This window comes from Halalkalicoccus sp. CG83 (assembly GCF_037081715.1).
Classification (GTDB): Archaea; Halobacteriota; Halobacteria; order Halobacteriales; family Halalkalicoccaceae; genus Halalkalicoccus; species Halalkalicoccus ordinarius.
Window position 1 is genome coordinate 1,441,274 of record NZ_JAZDDH010000001.1, and the last position, 24,537, is coordinate 1,465,810.

General features: G+C 66.3%; 30 protein-coding genes and 2 tRNA genes. 24 read left to right on the forward strand and 8 right to left on the reverse strand.

Features of this window, described 5'->3' with window-relative positions; genetic code table 11:
- Positions 1–144 precede the first annotated feature (144 nt).
- From V0Z78_RS07445 to V0Z78_RS07515, 15 genes are all read left to right on the forward strand, one after another.
- Positions 145–229: transfer RNA gene (locus V0Z78_RS07445), tRNA-Ser, on the forward strand.
- 65 nt (positions 230–294) lie between these two features.
- Positions 295–801: a 30S ribosomal protein S13 gene (locus V0Z78_RS07450; protein ID WP_336344003.1), complete on the forward strand. Its 507-nt coding sequence runs from the start codon at positions 295–297 to the stop codon at positions 799–801.
- Entirely contained in the window at positions 802–1,329 is a 528-nt protein-coding gene (locus V0Z78_RS07455) for a 30S ribosomal protein S4 (protein ID WP_336344004.1), read from the forward strand.
- Between the two features lies 1 nt (position 1,330).
- Complete coding sequence (locus tag V0Z78_RS07460) at positions 1,331–1,720, forward strand: 30S ribosomal protein S11 (protein WP_336344005.1); 390 nt, start codon at positions 1,331–1,333, stop codon at positions 1,718–1,720.
- Between the two features lie 2 nt (positions 1,721–1,722).
- Positions 1,723–2,478: a DNA-directed RNA polymerase subunit D gene (locus tag V0Z78_RS07465; protein WP_336344006.1), complete on the forward strand. Its 756-nt coding sequence runs from the start codon at positions 1,723–1,725 to the stop codon at positions 2,476–2,478.
- A gap of 148 nt (positions 2,479–2,626) precedes the next feature.
- Positions 2,627–2,711 (forward strand) — tRNA-Leu (locus tag V0Z78_RS07470).
- A 33-nt stretch (positions 2,712–2,744) separates the two neighbouring features.
- The gene (locus tag V0Z78_RS07475) at positions 2,745–3,098 is read left to right on the forward strand and encodes a 50S ribosomal protein L18e (protein WP_336344007.1); all 354 of its coding nucleotides are present in this window, start codon (positions 2,745–2,747) and stop codon (positions 3,096–3,098) included.
- Entirely contained in the window at positions 3,095–3,529 is a 435-nt protein-coding gene (locus V0Z78_RS07480; RefSeq protein WP_336344008.1) for a 50S ribosomal protein L13, read from the forward strand. The genes V0Z78_RS07475 and V0Z78_RS07480 overlap by 4 nt, the downstream gene beginning before the upstream one ends.
- Complete coding sequence (locus tag V0Z78_RS07485) at positions 3,523–3,918, forward strand: 30S ribosomal protein S9 (RefSeq protein ID WP_336344009.1); 396 nt, start codon at positions 3,523–3,525, stop codon at positions 3,916–3,918. The genes V0Z78_RS07480 and V0Z78_RS07485 overlap by 7 nt, the downstream gene beginning before the upstream one ends.
- A 2-nt stretch (positions 3,919–3,920) precedes the next feature.
- On the forward strand, positions 3,921–4,112 hold the full coding sequence (locus V0Z78_RS07490) for a DNA-directed RNA polymerase subunit N (RefSeq protein ID WP_336344010.1): 192 nt from the start codon (positions 3,921–3,923) through the stop codon (positions 4,110–4,112).
- Positions 4,112–4,291, forward strand: coding sequence for a DNA-directed RNA polymerase subunit K (locus V0Z78_RS07495; protein ID WP_409338679.1), 180 nt, complete (start codon positions 4,112–4,114; stop codon positions 4,289–4,291). Before V0Z78_RS07490 ends, V0Z78_RS07495 begins: the two co-directional genes overlap by 1 nt.
- A 1-nt stretch (position 4,292) precedes the next feature.
- The gene (eno, locus tag V0Z78_RS07500) at positions 4,293–5,492 is read left to right on the forward strand and encodes a phosphopyruvate hydratase (protein WP_336344012.1); all 1,200 of its coding nucleotides are present in this window, start codon (positions 4,293–4,295) and stop codon (positions 5,490–5,492) included.
- Positions 5,489–6,316, forward strand: a complete 828-nt coding sequence (gene rpsB, locus V0Z78_RS07505; protein WP_336344013.1) for a 30S ribosomal protein S2 — start codon at positions 5,489–5,491, stop codon at positions 6,314–6,316. Before eno ends, rpsB begins: the two co-directional genes overlap by 4 nt.
- 71 nt (positions 6,317–6,387) lie before the next feature.
- A complete protein-coding gene (locus V0Z78_RS07510; protein WP_336344014.1) occupies positions 6,388–7,308 on the forward strand; it encodes an NAD-dependent epimerase/dehydratase family protein in 921 nt (306 codons plus the stop codon).
- A 503-nt stretch (positions 7,309–7,811) separates the two neighbouring features.
- Positions 7,812–8,645, forward strand: a complete 834-nt coding sequence (locus tag V0Z78_RS07515; protein WP_336344015.1) for a glycosyltransferase — start codon at positions 7,812–7,814, stop codon at positions 8,643–8,645.
- Positions 8,646–9,047: 402 nt separating this feature from the next.
- Here V0Z78_RS07515 and V0Z78_RS07520 read toward each other — a convergent pair whose 3' ends face one another.
- Positions 9,048–9,890 (reverse strand): NAD-dependent epimerase/dehydratase family protein, encoded by an 843-nt coding sequence (locus V0Z78_RS07520; RefSeq protein ID WP_336344016.1) that lies wholly within the window; start codon positions 9,888–9,890, stop codon positions 9,048–9,050.
- A 177-nt stretch (positions 9,891–10,067) separates the two neighbouring features.
- Here V0Z78_RS07520 and mvk point away from each other — a divergent pair, with 177 nt between their 5' ends.
- From mvk to V0Z78_RS07545, 5 genes are all read left to right on the forward strand, one after another.
- Positions 10,068–11,051, forward strand: coding sequence for a mevalonate kinase (gene mvk / locus V0Z78_RS07525; RefSeq protein WP_336344017.1), 984 nt, complete (start codon positions 10,068–10,070; stop codon positions 11,049–11,051).
- Positions 11,048–11,800, forward strand: coding sequence for an isopentenyl phosphate kinase (locus V0Z78_RS07530; protein WP_336344018.1), 753 nt, complete (start codon positions 11,048–11,050; stop codon positions 11,798–11,800). Before mvk ends, V0Z78_RS07530 begins: the two co-directional genes overlap by 4 nt.
- A gap of 182 nt (positions 11,801–11,982) precedes the next feature.
- Positions 11,983–13,323 (forward strand): ribonuclease J, encoded by a 1,341-nt coding sequence (locus V0Z78_RS07535; RefSeq protein ID WP_336344019.1) that lies wholly within the window; start codon positions 11,983–11,985, stop codon positions 13,321–13,323.
- Between the two features lies 1 nt (position 13,324).
- Complete coding sequence (idsA3, locus tag V0Z78_RS07540; protein ID WP_336344020.1) at positions 13,325–14,368, forward strand: geranylfarnesyl diphosphate synthase; 1,044 nt, start codon at positions 13,325–13,327, stop codon at positions 14,366–14,368.
- A 178-nt stretch (positions 14,369–14,546) separates the two neighbouring features.
- Positions 14,547–16,265 (forward strand): glutamate--tRNA ligase, encoded by a 1,719-nt coding sequence (locus tag V0Z78_RS07545; protein ID WP_336344021.1) that lies wholly within the window; start codon positions 14,547–14,549, stop codon positions 16,263–16,265.
- 36 nt (positions 16,266–16,301) lie between these two features.
- Here the strand turns inward: V0Z78_RS07545 and V0Z78_RS07550 are convergent, their stop codons facing one another.
- Together V0Z78_RS07550 and V0Z78_RS07555 are read right to left on the reverse strand one after the other, a co-directional pair.
- A complete protein-coding gene (locus V0Z78_RS07550) occupies positions 16,302–16,697 on the reverse strand; it encodes a DoxX family protein (RefSeq protein WP_336344022.1) in 396 nt (131 codons plus the stop codon).
- Entirely contained in the window at positions 16,694–16,987 is a 294-nt protein-coding gene (locus V0Z78_RS07555) for a hypothetical protein (RefSeq protein WP_336344023.1), read from the reverse strand. The genes V0Z78_RS07550 and V0Z78_RS07555 overlap by 4 nt, the downstream gene beginning before the upstream one ends.
- Before the next feature lie 200 nt (positions 16,988–17,187).
- Between V0Z78_RS07555 and V0Z78_RS07560 the strand changes: the two genes are divergently transcribed.
- Genes V0Z78_RS07560 through V0Z78_RS07570 form a run of 3 tightly spaced genes read left to right on the forward strand, consistent with a single transcriptional unit; the run spans position 17,188 to position 19,268 of the window.
- On the forward strand, positions 17,188–18,591 hold the full coding sequence (locus V0Z78_RS07560; RefSeq protein ID WP_336344024.1) for a selenium-binding protein SBP56-related protein: 1,404 nt from the start codon (positions 17,188–17,190) through the stop codon (positions 18,589–18,591).
- A 6-nt stretch (positions 18,592–18,597) separates the two neighbouring features.
- Entirely contained in the window at positions 18,598–18,915 is a 318-nt protein-coding gene (locus V0Z78_RS07565; protein ID WP_336344025.1) for a 2Fe-2S iron-sulfur cluster-binding protein, read from the forward strand.
- Positions 18,912–19,268, forward strand: coding sequence for a hypothetical protein (locus V0Z78_RS07570; RefSeq protein ID WP_336344026.1), 357 nt, complete (start codon positions 18,912–18,914; stop codon positions 19,266–19,268). Before V0Z78_RS07565 ends, V0Z78_RS07570 begins: the two co-directional genes overlap by 4 nt.
- Positions 19,269–19,411: 143 nt before the next feature.
- On the opposite strand, the gene V0Z78_RS07575 is transcribed toward V0Z78_RS07570, so the two are convergent.
- Together V0Z78_RS07575 and tmcA are read right to left on the reverse strand one after the other, a co-directional pair.
- On the reverse strand, positions 19,412–19,579 hold the full coding sequence (locus tag V0Z78_RS07575; protein WP_336344027.1) for a hypothetical protein: 168 nt from the start codon (positions 19,577–19,579) through the stop codon (positions 19,412–19,414).
- Positions 19,572–21,851 (reverse strand): tRNA(Met) cytidine acetyltransferase TmcA, encoded by a 2,280-nt coding sequence (tmcA, locus tag V0Z78_RS07580; protein ID WP_336344028.1) that lies wholly within the window; start codon positions 21,849–21,851, stop codon positions 19,572–19,574. Before tmcA ends, V0Z78_RS07575 begins: the two co-directional genes overlap by 8 nt.
- Before the next feature lie 261 nt (positions 21,852–22,112).
- Here tmcA and V0Z78_RS07585 point away from each other — a divergent pair, with 261 nt between their 5' ends.
- Positions 22,113–22,322: a dodecin family protein gene (locus V0Z78_RS07585; RefSeq protein ID WP_336344029.1), complete on the forward strand. Its 210-nt coding sequence runs from the start codon at positions 22,113–22,115 to the stop codon at positions 22,320–22,322.
- A gap of 160 nt (positions 22,323–22,482) precedes the next feature.
- On the opposite strand, the gene V0Z78_RS07590 is transcribed toward V0Z78_RS07585, so the two are convergent.
- The 3 genes from V0Z78_RS07590 to V0Z78_RS07600 form a co-directional block, all read right to left on the reverse strand.
- Positions 22,483–22,659 carry a YHS domain-containing protein gene (locus V0Z78_RS07590; protein WP_336344030.1) on the reverse strand — a complete coding sequence of 59 codons (177 nt, stop codon included), beginning with the start codon at positions 22,657–22,659 and terminating at the stop codon, positions 22,483–22,485.
- A 660-nt stretch (positions 22,660–23,319) separates the two neighbouring features.
- Positions 23,320–23,817 carry a histidine kinase gene (locus V0Z78_RS07595; protein WP_336344031.1) on the reverse strand — a complete coding sequence of 166 codons (498 nt, stop codon included), beginning with the start codon at positions 23,815–23,817 and terminating at the stop codon, positions 23,320–23,322.
- Positions 23,818–23,965: 148 nt separating this feature from the next.
- Entirely contained in the window at positions 23,966–24,340 is a 375-nt protein-coding gene (locus tag V0Z78_RS07600; protein WP_336344032.1) for a winged helix-turn-helix transcriptional regulator, read from the reverse strand.
- Positions 24,341–24,537 lie beyond the last annotated feature (197 nt).

A 24,537-nucleotide genomic window follows, 5' to 3' on the forward strand; every position in this document is an offset into this window, starting at 1 on the left:
CACCGGTAGCGGAACCCGAGAACCGTCGGTAGGACGGCCCGCGGGATCCGGTGGGCTTAAGTAGTCGAGCGGGGTAGTTTCGCCCGCCTACACTGCAGGGGCGCGGCGTCCCGAGTCCGGAAGGGCGACGATAGAGACCGACGTGTCGTGGTAGCCAAGCCTGGCCCAAGGCGCAGGGTTGCTAACTCTGTGGCGTACAGCCTCCGGGGTTCGAATCCCCGCCACGACGCTGATCACACCGCGAGCGCTCGCGGACGTGTGCGACGCCGATCACAGACAGCAACGATACCACACATGAGTGCAGAAGAACCACAGGACGGACCGGAGGACGACGAGGAGCTCCGGTACTTCGTTCGCATCGGACAGACCGACCTCGATGGGACGAAGACCGTCGAACGATCACTCAGCGAGATGAACGGCATCGGCCGACGAACGGCCCGAATCATCGCCCAGAAAGCCGAAATCGACCGCACGGCGACGTTCGGTCGCCTCGATGACGAGGAGATCGACGCGATCATCGAGCAGGTCGAGGGGTTCGCGGAGAACAACCCCGAGTGGCTCACCAACCACCAGAACGGCTACTACAACGGCGAGACCACCCACGAGACGGGCAACGACCTCGAGATGAGTCGCCGCCAGGACATCAACCGCCTCCAGATGATCAACGCCTACCGCGGCGTGCGCCACAAGCGCGGCCAGAAGGTCCGCGGCCAGCGCACCCGTTCGACGGGTCGCTCGGAGGGGACCATCGGCGTGAACGTCGAGGCGATCCAGGAAGAAGCCGAAGCGGAGGACGAATAGATGGCACTCGGAAGCAACACCAAACTCTACGAGACGCCGAACCACCCCTATCAGGGCGAGCGCATCTCGAGCGAACACTCGCTGATGGGCCGCTACGGGCTGAAGAACAAGGAGGAGCTCTGGCGCGCGCAGTCGGAACTGCGCTCGTTCCGCCGCGAGGCCCGGGACCTGCTCGGTCAGGCTCGGGGCGACACCGAGACGGAGGCCGCCGAGGCCGGCGAGGAGTTCCTCGCCCGCCTCAAGCGCATCGGCATCCTCGCCGATCAGGAGGGGCTCGACGACGTGCTGTCGCTCGAGGTGACCGACCTGCTCGAGCGTCGCCTCCAGACGGTCGCCTACCGGAAGGGGCTGGGCAACACGCCCAAGCAGGCCCGGCAGTTCATCAGCCACGGTCACGTCACCGTCGGCGATCGCCGAGTGACCGTCCCCTCGTACAAGGTCGCGGCCGACGAGGAGGGGATCGTCGCCTTCGACGAGAACAGCCCGTTGGCCGACGAACTCCACCCCGAGCGCGCGGAGGAACAATAACATGAGCGAATCGGAAGACAGCAAGTGGGGCGTCGCACACGTCCACGCGTCGTTCAACAACACGATCATCACCGTGACCGATCAGACCGGCGCCGAGACGATCGCCAAATCGTCGGGCGGCACGGTCGTGAAACAGAACCGCGACGAGGCGTCGCCGTACGCGGCGATGCAGATGGCCGAGACGGTCGCACAGGAAGTGCTCGACGCGGGCATCGAAGGCGTCCACGTTCGTGTGCGCGGCCCGGGCGGTAACCGCCAGCAGAACCCCGGTCCCGGCGCACAGGCGACGATCCGGGCGCTCGCGCGCGCGGGCCTCGAGATCGGCCGCATCGAGGACGTCACGCCGATCCCGCACGACGGCGCTCGCGCACCCAAGAGCAGCGGGTTCTAACGATGGAGCCCGAGTTCGACGTAACGATCATCGAGCGGGACGACGACGAGCGCTCGCTGCGCTTTCTCGTCCGGAACGTGACGCCCGCGTTCGCCAACGGGGTCCGCAGGGCGATGATCGCGGACGTGCCGACGCTCGCGATCGACACCGTCCGGTTCATCGAGAACTCGTCGGTGATGTTCAACGAGCAACTCGCGCTCCGACTGGGGCTCGTCCCGCTGACGACGCCGCCCGACGAGTTCGAGACCGGCGACTCGGTGACGCTCGCGCTCGACGTCGAGGGTCCCGACACCGCCTACTCGGGCGACCTCGTCAGTTCCGACGAGGTGGTCAGCCCGGCCGACCAGAACGTCCCGATCATCGAGCTGAAGGAGAACCAACGCCTCGAACTCGAGGCCGATGCCGTGCTCGACAGCGGCAAGGAACACGCCAAACACCAGGGCGGCGTCTCGGTCGGCTACCGACACCTCCAGCGCGTACGGGTCGTCGGCGACCGCGACGAGTTCGAGGAGGAGGAACCGAACATCCTGCGCGGCGTGATCGAGACCGAGGACGGCGAGCTCGTTCCGACGAGCGAGTTCGGCCACGACCTCACGAACCGATACCCCGGCAAGGAGCTCGAGGTCGAGGACGTCCCCGACGCGTTCGTCTTCCACGTCGAGACCGACGGCTCGATGTCGACCGACGAGCTGGTCGACCGAGCCGCCGCCTCGCTGGGCGATCGCGCGACGGAGCTCGAAGAGGCCGTCTCGCTGTAGAGTAGCACAGTCATGTCCCCCCACACCCACCTCACGGCGCTCGCTCCCGCGGAGAGCGACCGCTCAGGCCAGCGGTGGGTGAACGCGACCGACGCGACCGACGCGATCGAAACTGGTTTGAAGGGGCAGAAAGTAGCGAAACATGCGCGCAGGGATAGCCAAGTCTGGCCAACGGCGCAGCGTTCAGGGCGCTGTCTCGTAGGAGTCCGCAGGTTCAAATCCTGCTCCCTGCACTCGACTTTTCCGCATCATCAGGAGGAACTGTAATGAGCAAGACGAATCCGAGGCTCACCAGTCTCATCGCCGAATGCAAGTCGGTCGCCCGCGACTCGGGCGCCGACGTGTGGCACGACATCGCAGACCGCCTCGAGAAACCCCGACGTACGCACGCGGAGGTCAACCTCGGTCGGATCGAACGATACGCCGACGAGGAGGAGACCGTCGTCGTTCCGGGGAAGGTTCTCGGGAGCGGTGTGCTGCAGAAGAACGTCACCGTCGCGGCCGTCGACTTCTCGAACACGGCTGCGACGAAGATCGAACAGGCCGATGGCACGGTCATCCGACTGGAGGACGCCATCGAACAGAACCCCGACGGACAGAACGTGCGGGTGATCGCATGAGCGTCGCCGAGTTCCAGGCGGATCTGGTCGTCGACGCGCGCGATTGCATCATGGGACGGGTCGCAAGCCAGGTGGCCGACGCCGCCCTCTCGGGCGAGCGGGTCGCCGTGGTGAACGCCGAGTCCGCCGTGATCACCGGCAGCGAGGAGGACGTCATGAGCGTCTACCGGAAACGCGCCGAGCTCGGCGCCGAGAGCGGTCCGTACTACCCGAAGCGTCCCGACGGGATCCTCAAGCGGGCGATCCGCGGGATGATCCCCTACAAGACGACGAGCGGACGCGAGGCGTTCGAGAACGTCCGCGTCTACGTGGGCAACCCCTACGACGACGCGGAGGTCCTCGACGACACGTCGCTGGATCGGCTATCGAACATCAAGTTCGTCCATCTGGGCGAGGTAAGCGAGAACCTGGGAGCGAACGTCACATGGTAACCAACACGAGTGGAAAGAAGAAGACGGCCGTCGCCCGCGCGACCGTAAGCGACGGTGAGGGCCGCGTACGTATCAACTCCCAGCCAGTCGAGCTGGTCGAACCGGAGATCGCCCGCCTCAAGATGCTCGAACCGTTCCGCATCATCGAGGGCGTGCGCGACGACGTCGACATCGATGTCGACGTCGCCGGCGGCGGCTACAACGGTCAGGCCGACGCGGTCCGGACGGCGATCGCCCGCGGGCTCGTCGAGTTCAACAACGACGCCGAGCTGCGCGACGCCTACATGGAGTTCGACCGCTCGCTGCTGGTGAACGACGTCCGCCAGTCCGAGCCGAAGAAGTGGGGCGGGCCCGGCGCCCGCGCCCGGTACCAGAAGTCCTACCGCTGATCATGATGGTACCAGTGCGGTGCTTCACGTGCGGGAACGTGGTGAGCGAACACTGGGAGGCCTACAAGGGCCGCGTCGAGGACGGCGAGGACCCCGCCGAGGTGCTCGACGACCTCGGCGTCGAACGCCACTGCTGTCGCCGGATGCTCGTCTCGCACACCGACCTCGTCGACGTGGTGGCACCCTACCAGTGATGTCCGGACAGCACTTCAACCGGTACGAGAAGGCCCGCATCCTCGGCGCGCGCGCGCTGCAGGTCTCCTACGGCGCACCGGTGCTGATCGAGACGGATCAGACCGAGCCGATCCTCATCGCCGCCGAGGAGTACGACGCGGGCGCGCTGCCGTTCACGGTTCGACGGGGGAACCGATGACATGACACGCATAACCGACGTCAGGCTCAGACGGGTCCTCGACTCGCGGGCGAACACGACGGTCGAGGCCGACGTACTGACCGAGAGCGGCGGGTTCGGCCGAGCCGCGGCCCCGAGCGGGGCGAGCACGGGCGAGCACGAGGCGATCGAACTCGACGCCGAGGAGGCGATCGCGAACGCCCGCGAACACGCCGTTCCTCGACTCGTCGGGGAGGTCTACGCCGGCGATCAGCGAAGCGTCGACGCGGCGCTGCACGCCGCCGACGGCACCGACGACTTCTCGGGAATCGGCGCGAACAGCGCGGTCGCGATCAGCATGGCCGCCGCGAAAGCCGGCGCCGACATGCTCGGCGCACCGCTGTACCAGCATCTCGGCGGGGCCTTCCGGGGCGAGAACTTCCCCGTTCCCCTCGGAAACGTCATCGGCGGAGGCGAACACGCCGCCGACGCGACGGACATCCAGGAGTTCCTCTCGGCGCCCGTCGGCGCACCAAGCGTCACCGACGCCGTGTTCGCGAACGCCGCCGTCCACGCCGAGGTACACGATCTCCTCGCGGATCGCGACGTTCCGGCTGGCAAGGGCGACGAGGGCGCATGGGCCCCCTCGATCGACGACGAGGAGGCCTTCGAGCTCGTGGCCGAGGCTACGGAGAACGTGAGCGAGCGCGTGGGTTTCGAGATCGGATTCGGCCTCGACGTCGCGGCCGCCGAGATGTTCGAGGACGGGGAGTACGTCTACAGCGACAGAACCCGCTCGACCGACGAGCAGATCGAGTACGTCGCCGACCTCGTCCGTGAGTACGATCTGGTCTACGTCGAGGACCCCCTCGACGAGAACGACTTCGAAGCGTTCGCCGAGCTCACCGATCGAGTCGGCGAGCGGACGCTGATCTGTGGGGACGACCTGTTCGTCACCAACACCGAACGGCTCGCGCAGGGCATCGATGAGGGCTCCGCCAACAGCATCCTGATCAAGCCCAACCAGATCGGCACGCTGACCGACGCCTTCGACGCCGTCGAGCTCGCGACGCGAAACGGGCTCGATCCGGTGATCTCGCATCGATCGGGCGAGACGGAGGACACGACGATCGCACACCTCGCCGTGGCGACCGACGCGCCGTTCATCAAGACGGGCGCGGCAAGCGGCGAGCGCACCGCCAAGCTGAACGAACTCATCCGCATCGCGGAGGACGCATTATGAGCAACGACCCAGACCAGGAGGGGCTCGACGCCGCCGAGGAGGAGATCGACGAGGAGCCCGACGCCGGCGGATCCGGCGCGGAGCCCGACGTAGACGTCGATCCCGACGAGGACGTCAGAGCCGAGACCGACGCACCGACCGCCGACGCCGACAGCGAGGCCGAGGCCGAAACCGAACCCGAACTCGAGGACGAAGAGGAGGACGCGGGGCCGGCGTTCGACGAGGACGTCATGCCCGACGACGAGGCCGATCTCCTCATCCCCGTCGAGGAGTACCTCGGCGCGGGCGCACACATCGGGACCCAGCAGAAGACCAAGGACATGGAGCGGTTCATCCACCGCGTCCGGACCGACGGTCTCTACGTGCTGGACGTCTCGATGACCGACCAGCGCATCCGTACGGCCGCGGACTTCCTCTCGAACTACGACCCCGAGCAGGTGCTCGTCACCTCCTCGCGCCAGTACGGTCGGTTCCCTGCCGAGAAGTTCGCCGAGGTGATCGGCGCGCGCGCACGGACGGGCCGATTCATCCCCGGCACGCTGACGAACCCGAAGTACGACGGCTACATCGAGCCGGACGTCGTGGTCGTCACCGACCCGATCGGCGACGCCCAGGCGGTGACCGAAGCGATCACGGTGGGAATCCCCGTGATCGCGATGTGCGACTCGAACAACTCCACGAGCAACGTCGACCTCGTGATTCCGACGAACAACAAGGGCCGCAAGGCGCTGTCGGTGGTCTACTGGCTGCTCGCGAACGAGACGCTGGACCGGCGCGGCGCGGACACCGTCTACGCGCTCGAGGACTTCGAGAGCGGGATTTAACGGTTCGTTTCGCCGTTCACGCTCCCGGTATGTCGTGAACCTTTTTACCAGTTGATACGAAAGGCGAGTGCATGAACGGACGGCGCATCCTCGTGACCGGCGGCGCGGGGTTCATCGGCTCGAACCTCGCGAACCACCTCGCACGGGAGAACGACGTGATCGCACTGGACGACTGCTACCTCGGTACGCCGGAGAACCTCGATGACGACGTCGAGTTCCGGAACGCAAGCGTACTCGACGAGGACCTGCCGACCGACGTCGATTGCGTGTTCCACCTCGCGGCGCTCTCCTCGTATGCGATGCACGAGGACGATCCGACGACGGGCGTACGCGTCAACGTCGAGGGGTTCGTCAACACCGTCGAACAGGCGCGCGAGGACGGCTGTGACACCGTCGTCTACGCCTCGACCTCCTCGATCTACGGCAACCGGACCGAGCCCTCGCCGGAGGACATGGACGTGGAGGTCAACACGGGCTACGAGGCCTCGAAGCTCGCGCGCGAGCGCTACGCGGAGTACTTCGCGAACCACTACGGAATGTCGATGGCGGGGATGCGCTTCTTCTCGGTCTACCAGGGCTACGGCGGCGCCGAGGGCCACAAGGGCGAGTACGCGAACATCATCGCGCAGTTCGCCGACGACATCGCGAACGGACGCTCACCGAAGATCTACGGCGACGGCACCCAGACGCGGGACTTCACCCACGTCGACGACGTCGTCCGCGGGCTCGAACTCGCCGCGGAGCACGAGCTGACCGGCGTCTACAACCTCGGCACGGGCGAACCCTACGACTTCGACACCGTGGTCGAGCTACTGAACGCCGAACTCGACGCGGACGTCGAGCCCGAGTACGTCGAGAACCCGATCCCCGACTCGGTCTACGTCCACGACACCTGCGCTGACCCCTCGAAGATCAACGAGGCGACCGGCTGGGAGCCGCGGATCGATTTCCGGGAGGGGATCGAACGGGTCTGCGCGCCCTACACCTCGTAACCGGTCCGAACCCGACCGGCCACTGTCGCGGACATACCGGTTGCCGAAAGTGTCACTCTGAAATAATCATTGGTTTACCGCCAATATCTACCATCTAACTAATACTGAGAGACACGTCAGTCGCCATCGTCCGACGCGTATAGTGTAGCGTGGGGGGAGGGAACGATGGATCATGAGCATACACCGCAACTAGGCGGATCAGGGGATCGGGCCGAGAGACGACCCGTCCGGAAGGAGGAAACGGGAGGAAAGGAGGGCAGTCGTGCCGACGAATAACGTATCCCAAAATAGCATGGGAGAGCAGATCGGTCGGATCGACGAGACGAGGCCGGCCATCGGGCTGGTCGCGACGGAGGAGAACGAGGCCGAGTTAGTTCGAACGGTCCTCCAGGCGACTCGGCGGGGCTACGAGGTGTTCGTGACCTACGACTCCGAGACCGAGCCCGAGGCCGTCGAGCTCGCACGGCGACCCCACCGGACTGTTCCCGCAGGTGAAGTTCTTCGTGAAACGCAATCGTCTGGACGAGCGCTACCCGTTCGTGGTAACCCACCACGAAGTGCCGATCGATCGGGTTCCTCTCTCCCGACCGCCCGAGGCACTGGAGTCGGCCATCGATGCGCTCATCCCCGATCTCCGGACGGAGCGGTTCATCGTTCACACGGAGAACCAGCGAAAGGTCCTCCAAGAGCGGGTCGGCGACTCGACGCCGGTAGAGGTCATCCCCCACGGCGTAAACGACATGTTCCGGAACTACGATTACGACGAGCGCCCCGAAGAGGACCACACCGTGCTCTTCTTCGGCCATGTCATCCCCGCCAAGGGGATAGACACGCTTCTCGAGGCGATCCCGATCGTCCGCGAACGGGTACCGGACGTTACTCTCGTGATCGCCGGAAACGGCCGGCTCGGTACCGGCTCGAAGCGGATCATCGAACGGTATCCCGCCAACTTCGAGGTCCACGACTCCTTCATCCCGAACGATCAGGTGGGCGAGTTCTTCTCCCGGGCCGCGCTCGTCGCCCTCCCCTACCGTCAACAGAAGGGCGGGACCAAAGGTCACAGCGGCGCGCTCGCGACCGCCTTCTCGTTCGGCAAGCCGGTCGTCGCCTCGGCGGCGGGTGACTTTCCGAGTCAGGTCGGCGAGTCCGGCGCCGGAGCGATCGTACCCCCGCAGGACCCCGAGGCACTCGCCGACGCGATCGTCGACCTGCTCGAGGATCGTGAGAAACGCGCGCGGATGGCCGAGAACAGCGAGAAGCAGGCGAAGCGTCTCTCGTGGGATTCGATCGCCGATCGACACCTCGACCTCTACGAGTCGGTCCTCGACGAACGCTGATCGACGGCTGAGGTTCCGGCGGTCGACGGACCGGCCGGCTCCGTCGGTTCCAGCGCAAGCCGTTCCCGCCGTCTCGACCCGGTCGTACCCCCGTCGCCAGGGGCCGGAGCTCCGCCTTCTCCGGGATAGCACCGCCTCAGATTCACCTTCGAGGACGCTCGTCGATGCTCGATGCGCTTGCCGGCCTTGACGTGGGTCCGGTCGAGCCGTCGAGTGCCTCCCGCGCGTCGTGAGATACCCCGATCGGGACGTCGAACGTGACGAACCGGTTCTCGCTCCCGATACCGGGCGGGTCGCCGAGATCCGTCTGGACTCATCGATCGATTCGTCGTGCGGGACCGACCGACGCCGCTGCGGTCCTGATGTGGCGGATGTGGCTCGCGAGCGACCACGCACGTCGACTCACACCGGGGACACCGTCGAGGACCCGTCGATGAGCGTCGCCAGTCCGTCCTCGAGCGCGGTCGTGGGTTCGTAGCCCAGCATCGAGCGGGCCTTCTCGATGTCGGCTCGGCTCCGCTCGATGTCTCCCGTTCGTGGCTCGGTGTAGACGATCTCGGAGTCCGAGCCGGCCGCCTCGCGGATGGCCCTCGCGAGATCCTTGATCGAGATCGCCCGTCCGGTACCGACGTTGTAGGCCTCGCCAACCCGATCGGTCTCCATCGCGAGCAGGTTCGCCCGCACGACGTCGTCGACGTGGACGAAGTCCCGCGTCTGGCTGCCGTCGCCGTGGACGGTGATCGGTCGGCCGGCGCGGGCCTGTTCGAGAAAGACGCTGATGACGCCGCTGTAGTCGCTCGCGGTCTGGCGTGGACCGTACGCGTTGAAGTACCGCAGCGCGATCGTCGGGAGGCCGTAGAGGTCCTCGTACACTCGCGCGTAGTGGTCGACGCTCAACTTCTCGATCCCGTAGGGCGAGGCGGGCGACTTCGGCGCGGACTCGTCGATCGGAATCCGTTCGGGGTGACCGTAGATCGCCGCGCTCGAGGCGAGGACACAACGTGCGTCCTCACGACGGGCTGCTTCCAGCGTCGCCAGCGTCGCCTCGACGTTGATCCCGTGGCTTCCCTCGGGGTCCTCGATCGAACGATCGACGCTGACGCTGGCGGCTTCGTGGAAGATCACGTCGGCGTCCCGGGCCGCACGGTCCAGCCGCCGCTCGTCGCGGATGTCACCCTCGACGACGGTCGCAGACGGGTGGACGTTCCCGCGGCTGCCGCTCGAGAAGTCGTCGAGAACGGTCACTTCGTGGTCGGATACGAGGGCGTCCGTCAGATGGCTGCCGATGAATCCCGCCCCCCCCGGTTACGAGAACGTTCATACGAGGATAATGTCATCAGGGACTAAAAACGTGGCCACTGACACGTGCTCGCCGCCGAGGGAACCTGTACGTATAAACCACGCCGCGGTCCAGATAGCGCCATGATCACTGCAAGCGCGCCGGGGAAGGTGTATCTCTTCGGCGAGCACGCGGTCGTCTACGGCGAGCCTGCGGTCCCCTGTGCGATCGAGCGGCGGGCGACGGTCGCGGTCGAGGAGCGCTCCGACGGCCGGCTTCGCGTCGAGGCGGAGGATCTCTCGCTCGACGGGTTCACCGTCGAGTACGGCGAGACGGCGGGGGAATCGCCGGACGTCGACGTCTCGCCCGACCTCGTCGAGGCGGCGGTGGGTTACGTCGACGCCGCGGTCGCCCAGGCCCGCGAGGCGGCGGACGCTCCGGAGGCGGGCCTCGACATCACGATCGAGAGCGAGATCCCGCTCGGGGCTGGGCTGGGCTCGTCAGCGGCGGTGACGGTAGCGGGGATCGCCGCCGCGACCCGGGAGCTGGGCGTCGAGCTCGCCACGACGGAGGTCGCCGAACGGGCCTACCGCGCGGAGCACGAGGTCCAGGAGGGCCAGGCCTCGCGCGCCGATACGTTCTGTTCGGCCACCGGCGGCGCGGTACGCGTCGAGGGTGAGAACTGCCGGTCGATCGACGCTCCCGATCTGCCGTTCGTCATCGGGTTCGACGGCGGTGCGGGCAACACCGGACGGCTCGTCAGCGGGGTGCGCGAACTGCGAGAACGCTACCCGTTCGCCGCCGACACGGTCGGGACCGTCGGCGACCTCGTCCGCCAGGGCGAGCGCGCGCTCGTCGAGGGAAACGTCGAGGAACTGGGCACCCTGATGGACTTCAACCACGGATTGCTCTCGGCGCTCGGGGTCTCCTCGCGCTCGCTCGATCGGATGGTGTGGGCGGCCCGTGACGCCGGCGCGTACGGCGCGAAGCTCACCGGAGCGGGCGGTGGCGGCTGCATCGTCGCGCTCGATCCGACCGACGAGACCGAGACGGCGCTTCGCTTCACGCCGGGCTGCGAGGAGGGCTTTCGCGCGGCGCTCGACGACCAGGGGGTGCGCGTCGAGTGACCGTCGTGCTGAAGCTCGGCGGCTCGGTGATCACCGAGAAGGACGAGCCCGAGACGATCGACGACGAGCGGCTCGGAGCCGTCGCGGCGTCGGTCGCCGGAGCCGAAACCGGGCGGCTCGTCCTCGTTCACGGCGGCGGAAGCTTCGGCCACCATCACGCGAGCGCCCACGGCGTCTCGAGGACGCGAGGGACCCACGACGTAGTCGCCGTCCGTGAGATCCACGACGCGATGAAGCGACTGAACGACGCGGTGCTCGACGCGCTCTCCGGACGGGGCGTCCCGGCCGTTCCGGTCCACCCGTTCTCGGCGGCTCGGCGCGACGGTGACGGGGCGCTCGACCTGCCGACGCGGGGGGTCGGAACGATGCTCGCGGAGGGGTTCGTCCCCGTCCTCCACGGCGACGTCGTCGCCCACGTCGGCGAGGGCGCGACGATCGTCAGCGGCGACGAACTGGTGGTCTCGCTCGCCGACGGGCTGGGTGCCGACCGCGTGGGGCTGTGTTCGACGGTGCCCGGCGTGCTCGACGACGCCGGCGAGGTGATCCCCGAGATCGGGGGGTACGACGAGGTCGCCCGATACCTGGGCGAGAGCGCCTCGACGGACGTCACGGGCGGGATGGCCGCGAAGGTGCGGGCGCTGCTCGATCTCGAGGCGCCGGCGTCGGTCTTCGGGCCCGGGACCCTCGCCGACTTCCTCGCCGGCGGTTCGCCGGGGACGGAGATCGCACGCGAGGACGAACCCACGTAGTTTTTACCATCGGGACGCATAGCGCCACCAACGAAACCCGCGGGTAAATGCGGCATCGCCGCATGCGGGGACTCGAACCTCTCGGGACCTGTCGACTCACGGCTGTAAGACGCCGGGGCCATCCGCGGCTTTCAGTGAGCACGCTCGCCACGTACGTGGCTTTGGATGCTCGGAAACAAATCATGGAAATCGAAATCGCAACCATTGGCGGATACGAGGAAGTCGGTCGGCAGATGACGGCCGTTCGCGCGGGCGACGACGTCGTCGTCTTCGACATGGGGCTCAACCTCTCGAAGGTCCTCATTCACGACAACGTCCAGACCGAGAAGATGCACAGCCTCGACCTGATCGACATGGGCGCCATCCCCGACGACCGGGTGATGAGCGACATCGAGGGCGACGTGAAGGCGATCGTGCCTACGCACGGCCACCTCGACCACATCGGCGCGATCAGCAAGCTCGCCCACCGATACGACGCGCCGATCGTCGCGACCCCCTTCACGATCGAGCTCGTCAAACAGGAGATCCAGGACGAGAACAAGTTCATGGTCGAGAACGACCTCCAGAAGATGGAGGCGGGCGGAACGATGGAGATCGGCAACGGCCTCGAGCTCGAGTTCGTCAACGTCGCCCACTCGATCATCGACGCGATCAACCCCGTGCTCCACACCCCCGAGGGCGCGATCGTCTACGGGCTGGACAAGCGCATGGACCACACGCCCGTCATCGGCGATCCGATCGACATGGAGCGCTTCCGCGAGATCGGTCGCGAGGGCGTCCTCTGCTACATCGAGGACTGTACGAACGCGAACAAGAAGGGGCGCACTCCCAGCGAGGCGGTCGCCCGCAGACACCTCAAGGACGTCGTGACGAGCATCGAGGACTACGACGGCGGGATCGTCGCGACCACCTTCTCCAGCCACATCGCCCGCGTGAAGTCGTTGGTCGAGTTCGCCCAGGACATCGACCGCACCCCCATTCTCCTCGGAAGATCGATGGAGAAGTACTCCGGGACGGCGGAACGCCTCGGCTTCGTCGACTTCCCCGAGGAGGTGGGGATGTTCGGCCACCGCAAGTCCGTCGACCGAACGTTCAAGCGCATCATGAAGGAGGGCAAGGAGAACTTCCTGCCGATCGTGACGGGCCACCAGGGCGAGCCACGCGCGATGCTCACCCGGATGGGCCGCGGCGAGACGCCCTACCAGCTCGACGACGGCGACAAGGTGCTGTTCTCCGCTCGCGTCATCCCCGAGCCGACCAACGAGGGTCAGCGCTACCAGTCGGAGAACCTGCTGCAGATGCAGGGCGCGCGGATCTACGACGACATCCACGTCTCGGGCCACCTCTGTCAGGAGGGCCACTACACGATGCTCGACGCACTCCAGCCCCAGAACGTCATCCCGTCCCACCAGAACATGAAGGGCTACTCGGGCTACGTCGGTCTCGCGCAGAACCAGGGCTACAAGCTGGGTCGTGACCTCCACGTGACGCACAACGGCAACGTGATCCAACTGGTCGAGTGAGATGACATCCCCAACGGCACAGACGGTGACCGACGCGGTCGAGGAGCGCCGCGAGCGGGTCAATGAGGCGATCGTCGACCGGCTGCCGATCGAGCGTCCCGAGCGGCTCTACGAGGCGTCACGGTACCTGCTCGACGCCGGCGGGAAGCGCCTACGCCCGGCGGTCCTGTTGCTGGCTGCGGAGGCGCTCTGTGACGTCGAGCCGCTCTCGACCGACTACCGCACGTTCCCGACGCTCGAGGACGGAACGGTCGACGTCATGGCTGCCGCCGTCTCGATCGAGACCATCCAGTCGTTCACGCTGATCCACGACGACATCATGGACGACGACGACCTGCGACGGGGGGTGCCGTCGGTCCACCGCAAGTACGATCTCGAGACCGCGATCCTCGCGGGCGACACGCTCTACTCGAAGGCGTTCGAGATCATGCTCGAGAGCGGAGCCGCCCCCGAACGCAGCCTCGAGGCGGTTCGAACGCTTGCCCGTACCTGTACGCGCATCTGCGAGGGTCAGTCGCTGGACGTCGACTTCGAGTCGCGAGCCGACGTCTCACCCGAGGAGTACCTCGAGATGGTCGAGCTCAAGACCGCCGTGCTCTACGGGGCGTCGGCGAGGGTTCCGGCCGTCCTGCTGGGCGCCGACAGCGAGACCGTTGACGCGCTTTATCGCTACGGGATCAACGTCGGGACGGCGTTCCAGATCCAGGACGACGTGCTCGATCTGACCGTCCCCAGCGAGACGCTGGGCAAACAGCGCGGCAGCGACCTCGTCGAGGACAAGCGGACGCTGATCACGCTCCACGCTCGCGAGCAGGGCGTCGACGTCGACTCGCTGGTCGCGGCCGACAGCGTCGAGAGCGTCACCGAGGCCGAGATCGACGACGCCGTCGCCGAACTCGAAGCCGCGGGGAGCATCGGGTTCGCAAGAGAGAAGGCGAAGTCGCTCGTCCGCGAGGGAAAGGACGAACTCGCGCGCCTGCCGGAGAACGAGGCGCGCGAGACGCTCGAACTCCTCGCGGACTACCTGATCGAACGGGGCTACTAACGCGCACTTTTTTACGGCGAGCGGTTCCCGCTCGCCGTAAAAACCTGCACTAAAAAACTCGCTCGCTCCCTTCGATCACTCGCGTCAGCCGCGACTGGCCGAGTCACACATAGCGAAGCGTATCCTGTCCCAGCGTCCGATCAGTTTTCTTTTCACCCGGTCTCACGAACTCCCTCCAATGGATCAGGAGTTGCGCGAACGGATCGAACGGGAGGCGGAGAGACACGCGCTGTTCAACGCGCTCAAACACGAGGGCGAGGCCGACGTAGGCGCGATCATGGGCTCGTTGATGGGCGAGAACCCCGAGTTTCGCGACCACGGCGACGAGGTACCGGACATCGCCGCGCCCGTCGTCTCGCGGGTGAACGACCGCTCGTTCGAGGAACGCCGCGAGCGCCTCGCCGAACTCGCCCCCGAGCGCCTCGAGGAGCTCGAAGCCGAGGACGAGGAGGACGAACGCACCCTCCCCGATCTGCCGAACGCCGATGCCTACGACGAGATCAGGATGCGGTGTGCGCCTAATCCCAACGGGCCGTGGCATCTCGGCCACGCACGTATGCCCGCGGTGATCGGCACCTACAAGGAGCGCTACGACGGCTGGATGCTCTGTCGGTTCGACGACACCGACCCCGTGACCAAGCGTCCCGACCTCGAGGCGTACGACGCGATCGTCGACTCGATCGAGTACCTGGGCTTCGAGGCCGACCGGGTGATGAAGGCCAGTGACCGCGTCGAGACCTACTACGAGCACGCTCGCGAGCTGATCGAGAAGGGAGGGGCGTACACCTGCTCGTGTCCAGGCGAGACGTTCTCCGAGCTGAAGAACGCAGGCGAGGCCTGTCCCCACCGCGAGAAGGACGGGGAGACGGTCCGCGAGGAGTTCGAGGCGATGGTCGACGGCGAGTACGACGCCGGCGAGATGGTGCTTCGCGTGCGGACCGACATCACCCACAAGAACCCCGCGCTTCGCGACTGGGTCGCCTTCCGGATGGTCGACCGCGCCCACCCCCGCGAGGAGGCCGCCGAGTATCGCTGCTGGCCGATGCTCGACTTCCAGTCGGGCGTCGACGACCAGCTCACGGGGATCACCCACATCGTCCGCGGGATCGACCTGCAGGACTCGGCGAAGCGCCAGCGGTTCCTCTACGACTACTTCGGCTGGGAGTACCCCGAGGTGATCCACTGGGGACACGTCCAGATCGACGCCTACGACGTGAAGATGAGCACCTCGACGATCCGCAAGCTGATCGAGGAGGGCGACCTCGACGGCTGGGACGATCCGCGTGCGCCGACGCTCGCGAGCGTCCGGCGTCGGGGCATCGAGGGTGAGGCGATCACCGAGGCGATGATCGAGCTCGGCACCTCGACCAGCGACGTCGACCTCGCGATGTCGAGCGTCTACGCCAAGAACCGCGACCGAATCGACGACGAGGCCGATCGCTACTTCCTCGTACGCGACGGCCGGCGGATCGAACTCGAGGGCGAGGGCCCCGACGCCGCCCACCCGCCGCGCCACCCCGAACACGAGGACCGCGGTACGCGGGAGATCCCCGCCAGCGACGCCGTTCTGGTCGAACCCGCCGATCTCCCCTCGGAGGGGGAGCGCGTCTGGCTCAAGGGACTGGGCTGCGTTCGCTACGACGGCGAGGCGCTCGCCTTCACGGGCGACGACATCGACGCCGTACGTGAGGAGGGCGTCGGCGTGATCCACTGGGTACCCGACGAGGAGAGCGTCGGCGTACGGCTGCGTACCATGGACGGTGACGTCGAAGGGGATGCCGAACCCGAGTTCGCGGAGACGGCCGTCGATGAAGTGGTGCAGTTCGAGCGGATCGGTTTCGCGCGCGTCGATCGCCACGACGACGTCGAGTCGGTTGCCTACTTCGCCCACCCCTGATCCGAAGAGTGTGGCGGAACGACTAGTCGGTCAAAACTAGTCGTCCGCGGCGGCTTCGTTGAGCAGCAGCAGCGCGCCGCCGAGCAGAGCGACGTTCTTCTGGAAGTTGATCTTGTTCGCCTGCCGTTCCTCCCCCTCCATCGCCCAGAAGTCGTGGATGACCGGCGTCGTGCCCAAGAAGAACACGACGAGCGCGCCGGCGGAGACACGGGGGTACTTCCAGAGGAGGATGCCGAGGTTGGCCACGAGGAGCACCCCCGTCACGAACGGGACCATGACCTTCGGCATCGGGACGCCGCTCTCGCGTGCGATCTCGACGCGTTTGTCGTTGTTCCGGAAACCGTCGATGGCCATGACGGCGAGGATGCCGCTGTACAGGATGCGACCGAGCGCTGACGGCGGGTCCGAGTTCGAGGCTGTCGTATCAGTCATGTGGAGTAGTAGTAGTGGGGAATCGTCGGTCGCTGTTCAGAGGGCCTCGATGCGACTGACGTTGGCGTCGACGCGGCCCGCCGTGTGCGACAGTCCCCGTTTGATGACCTCGGTGAGGACTCTCCATACGACCGGTTCTCCGACGGCTGGACCCGTTCTTCGTCGACGAGCACGCCCGGCGTACCCTTCCCACGTGAATCGTCATCACTGTCGATGCGCCAGACGTCCTCGTCGTTCACCCAGCCGTGTAATCCCCGTACGACGAGCGACGGGTGGTCGATGAACAACATCCATCATCGGATCGGTGCCGTCCTCGTAGTCGATGCTGAACGTGAATTCGCGCATCACGCATCCTCCGGTTCGTCACGGAGACTTGACGACGAACCATCGAACCCCGCCGGCGAGCGCAAATGGATTCCCAGCCGGAGCGGGTTGCCGTTCGATAGCTGAACCATTATCTATTACCAATAGGACCGTGTTGGTGTCTAGCATGAGTACTGACGAACCCAGTGAGTCGACCGACGTACACGGCCACGAACATCACGAGGTAGAGGGACCAGGGTATCCAACGCCGGCGGCGATGCGCACCGGATCGGAACGCGAGAAGACCGCCTTCGTCATGTCACTCCGAGTCGGGATGGACGTGGACGGCCCCGACTTCGTCGGCGTCGTGGACGTCGACCCCGACTCCGACACCTACGCGGAGTTGATCGATACCGTCGAGATGCCGAACAAGGGCGACGAACTCCACCACTTCGGCTGGAACACCTGTTCGTCCTCGTGTCACGCCGAGGGACTGACCCGAGATCACCTGATCGTCCCCGGGCAACGCTCCTCTCGAATCCACATCATCGACGCCTCCGACCCGCGGAACCCGGCGATCGAGAAGGTGATCGAACCCGAGGAGGTGTTCGAACACGACCTCTCGGCGCCACATACGGTTCACTGCGTTCCCGAGGGAAAGATCGTCATCAGCATGCTTGGCAACGCCGACGGCGAACTGCCCGGTGGCTTTCTCCAGCTCGATCAGGACGACTTCTCCATCGACGGCCACTGGGAGGCCGACCGCGGCAATATGGAGATGAACTACGACTACTGGTATCAGCCTCGCCACGGGGTGATGATCTCCAGCGAGTGGGCCGCCCCCGAGACCTACTACCCCGGCTTCGACCTGGAGGACGTGGAGGCCGGCAGGTACGGTGACAGCATCCACATCTGGGACTGGGCGACGAAAGAACACCACCAGACCCTCTCCTTCGGCGAGGAGGGATTGATCCCGCTCGAAGTCCGGATGCCCCACAACCCCGAAGAGACGGAGGGGTACGTCGGCGCCGCACTCTCCTCGAACGTCCTCCGCTTCTGGGAGGACGGGGACGGAAACTGGGACTGGGAGAAGGTCATCGACATCGAGGACCGTGAGCACCCCGACTGGGACATGCCGGTCCCCGGCCTCGTGACGGACCTCCTCCTCTCGCTCGACGACCAGTACCTGTTCTTCTCGAACTGGCTTCACGGCGACGTGCGGATGTACGACGTCAGCGACACGGGGAACCCCCGACTGGTGGATCAGGTGTGGGCCGGCGGCAACTTCGGCGACCGAGGGGCAGTCGGCGGTCACGAGATCCGGGGCGCCCCGCAGATGCTCCAACTCTCCCGCGACGGACGCCGCCTCTACTGGACCACCTCCCTGTTCTCCACCTGGGACAACCAGTTCTACCCCGAGATCGGCGAGCAGGGCTCGTTGATGCTGAAAGCGGACGTCTACCCCGAGGAGGGGCGGATGGAGCTCGACGAGGAGTTCGTCGTCGACTTCGGAGACGCCCCCGGCGGTCCGGCCCGCGCTCACGAGATTCGTTGGCCCGGTGGCGACTGTACCAGCGACGTCTGGCAGTAGCCGCCGATGCCCTACGCGGTTACGCTGAAGTGGCGCGACGGTCGGGAGACGACCGTCGACGTCCGGGAGACCGAGACGGTCATCGACGCTACCGAGCGTGCAGGCCTCGGCGTCCCCTACGGCTGTCTGTACGGTGCCTGCGCCACCTGCACCGGACGCCTGCTGGAGGGCGATCTCGTCCACGTCAAACGACCGCGGGGGTTGAAACCCCGACACCGACAGGACGGTTACTTCCTGCTCTGTGTGGCCGAACCGCGCTCCGACTGTCGGATCGAGGTGGGTGCGGAGATACAGGCCGACCTCGTGCCGAACCCGTGGAAATGAGTTCGATCGCCCGACGCGCGGCCGCCGCCGTACTCGGTGTCGCCCTCCTGTCGATGCCGGCGTCCGCCCACGGCAGAACCGCCGCCGCGGTGGGTCTCTCCTTCCCGCTTGTCGTCGCTGGCATCGTCCTCGTCAGTCCGTTCGGCGGCGGTTTCGTCCTGGTCGCGTACGGCCGACTTCCGTGGTCGACGAGGCGAGCGGTCCTCCCGGCTCTCGTGTTCGTGCGCCACGTCGACGAGCACGTAGCCGATACCCATATGCGCGAGATTACCGGTGCCAGCCACCTCGGGCCAGTCCTCAAGTCGAAAGCGGTTGCCGACGAACCCCTACGGTTCTTGGAGAAAGCACGGTAATGAGTTCGAGCTGGCCGCCGAATTTAGATGAGCGACATCTTCCGGATCTGAATCATTTTCGCCGTCCTGATGGACACCTCCTCTGTGTTCAGCAGACTGTTCGTATCGAACGAGAGGAATTCCAACGAAGCCCTATCGCCGAATTAGCGCCACTCCTCGACGTCCTCTAACGGTTCGGCGACGATCCCGTCCTTCCGAGCGAGCACGCGAGCGTGGGCCGTACAGACGTCACGGTTCTCGTCCCACGGGACGTGCAGACGGACGGCCGCGGGCCGCTCACAGCCCTCCTCATCGCAGATCCGGTCAGTCATCGTCACCACCGTCGTTCTCGTCTCCCTCGTTACGACCTTCATTCTCGTCCCCGCACGCATACCGTCGCTTCTCGGCCAGCGCGGTCTCGTTTCCGTAGCGGTCGACCAGCGGCTCGAACGCCTCGCCGAGCCCGCGCATACACATGCGCGTCGAGACGAACCCGAGTTCGTCGGCGACGCCGTCCCACGCTCTGCCCTGCAGGACCTTTCGTACCAGCAGTCGCTCCCGGCGTTCGTCCAGCACGTCTCCGTCGACGAGGCCCGCGACCGCGACCGGACGGAAGCTCCCCGGCGCCGTATCGAACGTGCCGGGACCGTAGGCCGCGCTCGCGACGTGTCGCCACGCTCGATTCGAGAGGTCGGGCGACGCCTCGACGTCGGTCGCCGCGAGCGCGGCCCGCACCACGTCGGGGTCGGCGTCGTCGAGCGGGTCGGAGAGCATCCCCTCGATCCGTTCCGCGAACCACTCCGCGTGGCGGTCGTGGAGCTCGCGACCCGTTTCGCTCGTCGGCGAGAGCATGATCGCCGAGTACTCGCCGCTGGCGTCGTTCCGGGTCGTCGAGAGGTGTACCGTCGAGTAGCCGTTTCCGTCCCAGAAGGCGAGCAGCGACGGCGTCGCGCCGTAGCCGACGCCGAGCCAGTCGACCTCGTCCGCGAACTCGTCTCGAATCTCGGCGAGCAGCCGGGAGCCGAGTCCTCGCGATCGAATCGCGTCGTGAGTAGCGATGCGAAGCACTCTGTGGCCTACCGGCACGCCCGCCTCCTCGTCTCGAAGCTGGCTCGTGAGCAGGTCCGGGATCATGTTCCCCCGGATCCGGCCGCCGTCGTAGAGATCACGACGGGTCTCGGAGGGGAGGCCGCCCTCGCGTGCGAGCAGCGCGACGCTGGCGACGTGTCCGCCGTGGATCAACGCGCGTACCGCGACGTTGGGTGCGTCGAGCAGGCGAGCCAGGTCGTCCGGTTCCGTTCGGTAGTGGGCCGCGACCAGCAGGCCGAACGCCTCACGGAGCAGCCGTTCGTCGTCCGCGAGTTCGTCACGCGTGAGCCGGCGGTACGTGACCGAGTCCGGATCGGCGTCGACGACCAGTTCGGCGACCGGCGGAGCGGCATCGAGCAGGAGGGCGCGAAACGCCCACACCTCGACGGGATCGCCGGGGGCGTATCGGATCGGCTCGCTCAGACGACGGGTCCCCGAGCGGAGATCGCTCTCCTCGAGTCGATCCCGGAACCGAACCGAGAACCCTCTCCCGGTACCCTCGTAGCCCCGAACGGTCGTGGTGTAGGCGACCCTCCCGATCGAGAGGGTGCGTTCGAGCAGCCTGACGGGGATCGCCGCCGCCTCGTCGACGAGGAGGACGTCGGGACGCTCGGTCCCGAGCGCCGTCGGGAGCGCGAATCGGACTCGGCCGCCCTCCGGCGTCTCGAGCAGTCGTGACTCGTCGACGGAGAGCGCGTCGAGTTCCGTGAGCAGCTCCCGTGCACGCGAGAACAGTTCGTCAGTACTGCGGGCCTCGGGGGCGGTCACGAGCACGTCATCGCCGCCGACCGCGAGGCTTCCGGCCGCGAGACCGGCGGCGCTGGACTTGCCCCGACCGCGGTCGGACTCGATCACGACCGCACGTCCGTTCTCGCGCAGGGCCTCGAGCGCCTCGAGGGCGCCGATCTGGTCGGCCGTCAGGCAGCGTTCGTAGGCCTCGCGGGGGAAGCCGGAGCCCGACGGTAGCTCCGGCGATCCGTACTCGATCCGCGGGGCGGGGTGGACGAGGCCGTCGCGCTCGAGCACGCCGGCGTCTACGTCGACGATCGCGATCCCGGGGTGAACTCGAAGCAAACCGACGAGTCGCTCGCGAAACCGGCCCGTCACGTCCTTGAGGTCGAACGGCGGGACCGCGAGTCCCTCGTCGAACCCGTCCCGCCGAGCGGGCCACGAGTCCAGGGGCGGTGCGAGCAGGACGAACAGGCCACCGCCGTCGACCGCGCCGGTGAGCCGCCCGAGGGCGTTCGGGAGCAGTGCGTCGTGGGCGTCGTAGACGATCGCCTGCCGGGTGCGTCCCAGGAGCTCGACCGTTCGCTTCGGATCGACGTGTTCGCAGCGCAGGAACGCGTCGGGGCCGATCAGCGTCGTCTCGCTCACGCCGATCGGGAGCGCCTCGAGAAGCGTCCGTGCGGCCTCCTGCGTGGTCTCATGGCCGCCGGAGAGGACGAGCAGGCGGCGCTCGTTCGTGGCTCGAGCCTCCTCGAGCAGGGACGCGGCGACTGCCGGAAGCTCCATCAGGAAGCCGTTCTCCACAGGCGCGTAAGGGGTTTACTCTCCCCTCTCTCGGGGTGACGCTACGATCCTCGGTGAGACCTCCCCGACGTTCTCGATTCACGTCCTCCACAATCCTCCGAGAGTGCTCCGTCGCTACCCGATGACGTCTCGAGCACTCGGTTCGTGTCGCCACCCGTGCCGTTTGACCGGAGCCGTGCGGCCATGTCTGCGTGAGCCGGCATAACAGTTATCATGATTCCAGTCGGCGTCTGGAACGGAACAATGACCACCGTCAAAGTCATCGAACTTCAGGGCGAGTCGGACGAATCGTGGGAGGACGCCGCACAGAGTGCAGTGCAGGACGCAAGCGATACCCTCCAGGGGATCTCCGGGATCGAAGTCGTCTCGCAGACGGCTGACATCGATGACGACGGCCAGATCACGAGGTACAACACGACGGTAAACGTCGCGTTCACGCTCCAGCGGGACTGAGGAGCGATCCCGTAGCGCCGTTTTCATTCGCGTTCCGCGAGAGGAGCGACGGCTCCCGTTTCGATCGCTCGGGAGGCCCTAGCAAGAGCGGTTGGATCGAGAAGGAGAGCCGGTATCGAGCGGCTTCTGTACGATCACGCCACGGTAGTCCGGCTCGCCGTTAGACGTACTGTTCGGGGTTCGCCTCGAACTCCTCTTTGTGCTCCGAGCAACAGAACCGGTACAGTTCGCCCTCGTGTTCGGTCTGTGCGGGAGCGTACGACTCCTCGCCGTAGCCCTCGTCGGGCGTCGGTTCGCTCCCCTCGATCTCGTTCCCGCAGGTCACACAGGTCGTCATGTCCATGTTTTCGACGTCGCCCCGCAAAAGTCGTTTGCCGGCCGGGGTCAGCCCGGTTCGAGTTCGCTTCGTCGCTGCCTCGGTCGACTCGGACCCTCCCGAACCGATCGTCGATCTCGGCTTTCGTCTCGTGGACCACCCGCCGATTGCGCTCCAGGACGTCGGCGACGAGCGCCTCGTGCCGTCGCGTCGGCGTACGTTCCTCGAACGCCTCGATCGGCTCGTCGCTCTCGGCGTACTCGAGGACCCGTTGCTCGAGGCCCCGTTCGCGATGCCTAATGAGTTCGGGTTCGACAGGGACGCCGAGGGCGTTCGAACCGGTCGAGCGGGTCGAGAAGTAATAGCCCCGATACGACCCCCCGCATCGGTCGTTCGCCGATCCCGACGCCGCGGTCGGGGAGGCCTACGACCAGCCGATCCGCTTCGGCGTCGTCGGCGACCTCAGCGACCTCTTCGGACGGATGCCCGAGGTCGTGATCGTGGATCGGCGTGCCGTTCTCCGAGGATCGGTTCCGTTCACAAGGAACGGTCCACGTCCGACCGACCGGATATCGACGGACTGCTGGTCGAACTCGACGCGCTTTGAAAATCGAAGTAGTGCGTCGGGTTCGAGGCGTTCCGTGACCGTGAGGAGGACGGAGCGTCACGGGAACGGTTCGATTACTCGCCGGCGACGAACGCGTAGGCGAGCGCGACGGGGAGCGCGTAGACGACGTGGCCGACGAGGCTCAGCAGCGTCCCGGGGAAGCCGAGGTTGGGGAACGGGGGAGCCTGGGGGAAGCCGACCGCCGAGAGCCACAGCGGCATCACGATGACGGCCAGTCCGATCGTCGTCAGCACGCCGTAGGCGACGCCGAGCGCCACGCTTCCACCTAGGCGGCGGGCAGGACCGCGAAACGGCTGGAACTGCACCAACGCGACGTACGCCAGCCCGAGCACGACGCCGTGGAACTGGTGGATCGCCCACCCGGCCGCCAGTGCCGGCCCCTCGATCCCGTACATCGCAGGGATCACGATCTCCAACAGCGGCGGCGGCATCACGTACTGCATGATCAGCCCGAACAGCACGCTACCGAGGAAGCCGCCGGCCGCCCCCGCCAGCCACTGGTTCGATCCGACGTTTCCGAGTCCGACGTTCGATGTAGTGTCCGTTGCCATCTTGGTTACCTTCTGTTACCCAGTACTCTCTGGTAACCAATAAGCCTAGGCTGAGCGACGGGTAACCCGGTTACGGACCGGTAACCGTCCACTGCACCCGGTCGCAGGCGGTCCTACGCGTTCGGTGCTGAGTTCGGGACCTACAGACCTACACGTCGGAGGCCTCCTCGCTCTCGGCGGGAGCGAGGTGTTCGAGGCCCCAATCGCGCATCTGGAGGATCACCGGTTCGAGCGACGTCCCGAACTCGGTCAGCGAATACTCGACACGAACCGGCTTCTCGCTCACGATCTCCCGGTTGACGAGCTGTTTCTCCTCCAAGTCGTCGAGGGAGTCCGAGAGGACTTTGCTCGATATGCCGTCGACGTCCTCCTTGAGGGCGTTGAACCCGAGCGGGCCGTTTTCGAGCAGTCGGTGGATGATCACGGTGTGCCATTTCTTGCCGATCAGCGACGCCGTCGACGTGATGGGACACCACTCCTCGCCGGCACACCAGACCTCGATGGACCTCGTGGAATCGCTCATATCGTCCATTGGAGCCGATCGCATATAGTTACCTCTCCCTACCCACTAACTAATGATCACCCGAGAACGGCGTCGATCCAGCCGATCCGAGCCCCGTGTGATGGATGTCCGCGGTGGTGAGCCCCGGAAACGACTTGTGTCCGCGGAAGGACGCCACGTTCGATCGAAATCGGCAAGCCGTTAGCTCGACGCGCTCC

Excerpts from the sequence above, each read along its gene's own strand:
- V0Z78_RS07545 (WP_336344021.1), top strand. The coding sequence starts at position 14,547 with ATGGATCAGGAGTTGCGCGAACGGATCGAACGGGAGGCGGAGAGACAC.
- V0Z78_RS07455 (WP_336344004.1), top strand. The coding sequence starts at position 802 with ATGGCACTCGGAAGCAACACCAAACTCTACGAGACGCCGAACCACCCC.
- idsA3 (WP_336344020.1), top strand. The coding sequence starts at position 13,325 with ATGACATCCCCAACGGCACAGACGGTGACCGACGCGGTCGAGGAGCGC.
- V0Z78_RS07565 (WP_336344025.1), top strand. The coding sequence starts at position 18,598 with ATGCCCTACGCGGTTACGCTGAAGTGGCGCGACGGTCGGGAGACGACC.
- eno (WP_336344012.1), top strand. The coding sequence starts at position 4,293 with ATGACACGCATAACCGACGTCAGGCTCAGACGGGTCCTCGACTCGCGG.
- V0Z78_RS07485 (WP_336344009.1), top strand. The coding sequence starts at position 3,523 with ATGGTAACCAACACGAGTGGAAAGAAGAAGACGGCCGTCGCCCGCGCG.
- mvk (WP_336344017.1), top strand. The coding sequence starts at position 10,068 with ATGATCACTGCAAGCGCGCCGGGGAAGGTGTATCTCTTCGGCGAGCAC.
- V0Z78_RS07490 (WP_336344010.1), top strand. The coding sequence starts at position 3,921 with ATGATGGTACCAGTGCGGTGCTTCACGTGCGGGAACGTGGTGAGCGAA.
- V0Z78_RS07495 (WP_409338679.1), top strand. The coding sequence starts at position 4,112 with ATGTCCGGACAGCACTTCAACCGGTACGAGAAGGCCCGCATCCTCGGC.
- V0Z78_RS07595 (WP_336344031.1), bottom strand. The coding sequence starts at position 23,817 with ATGGCAACGGACACTACATCGAACGTCGGACTCGGAAACGTCGGATCG.
- V0Z78_RS07460 (WP_336344005.1), top strand. The coding sequence starts at position 1,331 with ATGAGCGAATCGGAAGACAGCAAGTGGGGCGTCGCACACGTCCACGCG.
- V0Z78_RS07535 (WP_336344019.1), top strand. The coding sequence starts at position 11,983 with ATGGAAATCGAAATCGCAACCATTGGCGGATACGAGGAAGTCGGTCGG.
- V0Z78_RS07475 (WP_336344007.1), top strand. The coding sequence starts at position 2,745 with ATGAGCAAGACGAATCCGAGGCTCACCAGTCTCATCGCCGAATGCAAG.
- V0Z78_RS07480 (WP_336344008.1), top strand. The coding sequence starts at position 3,095 with ATGAGCGTCGCCGAGTTCCAGGCGGATCTGGTCGTCGACGCGCGCGAT.
- V0Z78_RS07590 (WP_336344030.1), bottom strand. The coding sequence starts at position 22,659 with ATGACGACCTGTGTGACCTGCGGGAACGAGATCGAGGGGAGCGAACCG.
- V0Z78_RS07600 (WP_336344032.1), bottom strand. The coding sequence starts at position 24,340 with ATGAGCGATTCCACGAGGTCCATCGAGGTCTGGTGTGCCGGCGAGGAG.
- V0Z78_RS07575 (WP_336344027.1), bottom strand. The coding sequence starts at position 19,579 with ATGACTGACCGGATCTGCGATGAGGAGGGCTGTGAGCGGCCCGCGGCC.
- V0Z78_RS07550 (WP_336344022.1), bottom strand. The coding sequence starts at position 16,697 with ATGACTGATACGACAGCCTCGAACTCGGACCCGCCGTCAGCGCTCGGT.
- V0Z78_RS07555 (WP_336344023.1), bottom strand. The coding sequence starts at position 16,987 with ATGTTGTTCATCGACCACCCGTCGCTCGTCGTACGGGGATTACACGGC.
- V0Z78_RS07510 (WP_336344014.1), top strand. The coding sequence starts at position 6,388 with ATGAACGGACGGCGCATCCTCGTGACCGGCGGCGCGGGGTTCATCGGC.
- V0Z78_RS07585 (WP_336344029.1), top strand. The coding sequence starts at position 22,113 with ATGACCACCGTCAAAGTCATCGAACTTCAGGGCGAGTCGGACGAATCG.
- tmcA (WP_336344028.1), bottom strand. The coding sequence starts at position 21,851 with ATGGAGCTTCCGGCAGTCGCCGCGTCCCTGCTCGAGGAGGCTCGAGCC.
- V0Z78_RS07570 (WP_336344026.1), top strand. The coding sequence starts at position 18,912 with ATGAGTTCGATCGCCCGACGCGCGGCCGCCGCCGTACTCGGTGTCGCC.
- V0Z78_RS07450 (WP_336344003.1), top strand. The coding sequence starts at position 295 with ATGAGTGCAGAAGAACCACAGGACGGACCGGAGGACGACGAGGAGCTC.
- V0Z78_RS07465 (WP_336344006.1), top strand. The coding sequence starts at position 1,723 with ATGGAGCCCGAGTTCGACGTAACGATCATCGAGCGGGACGACGACGAG.
- V0Z78_RS07560 (WP_336344024.1), top strand. The coding sequence starts at position 17,188 with ATGAGTACTGACGAACCCAGTGAGTCGACCGACGTACACGGCCACGAA.
- rpsB (WP_336344013.1), top strand. The coding sequence starts at position 5,489 with ATGAGCAACGACCCAGACCAGGAGGGGCTCGACGCCGCCGAGGAGGAG.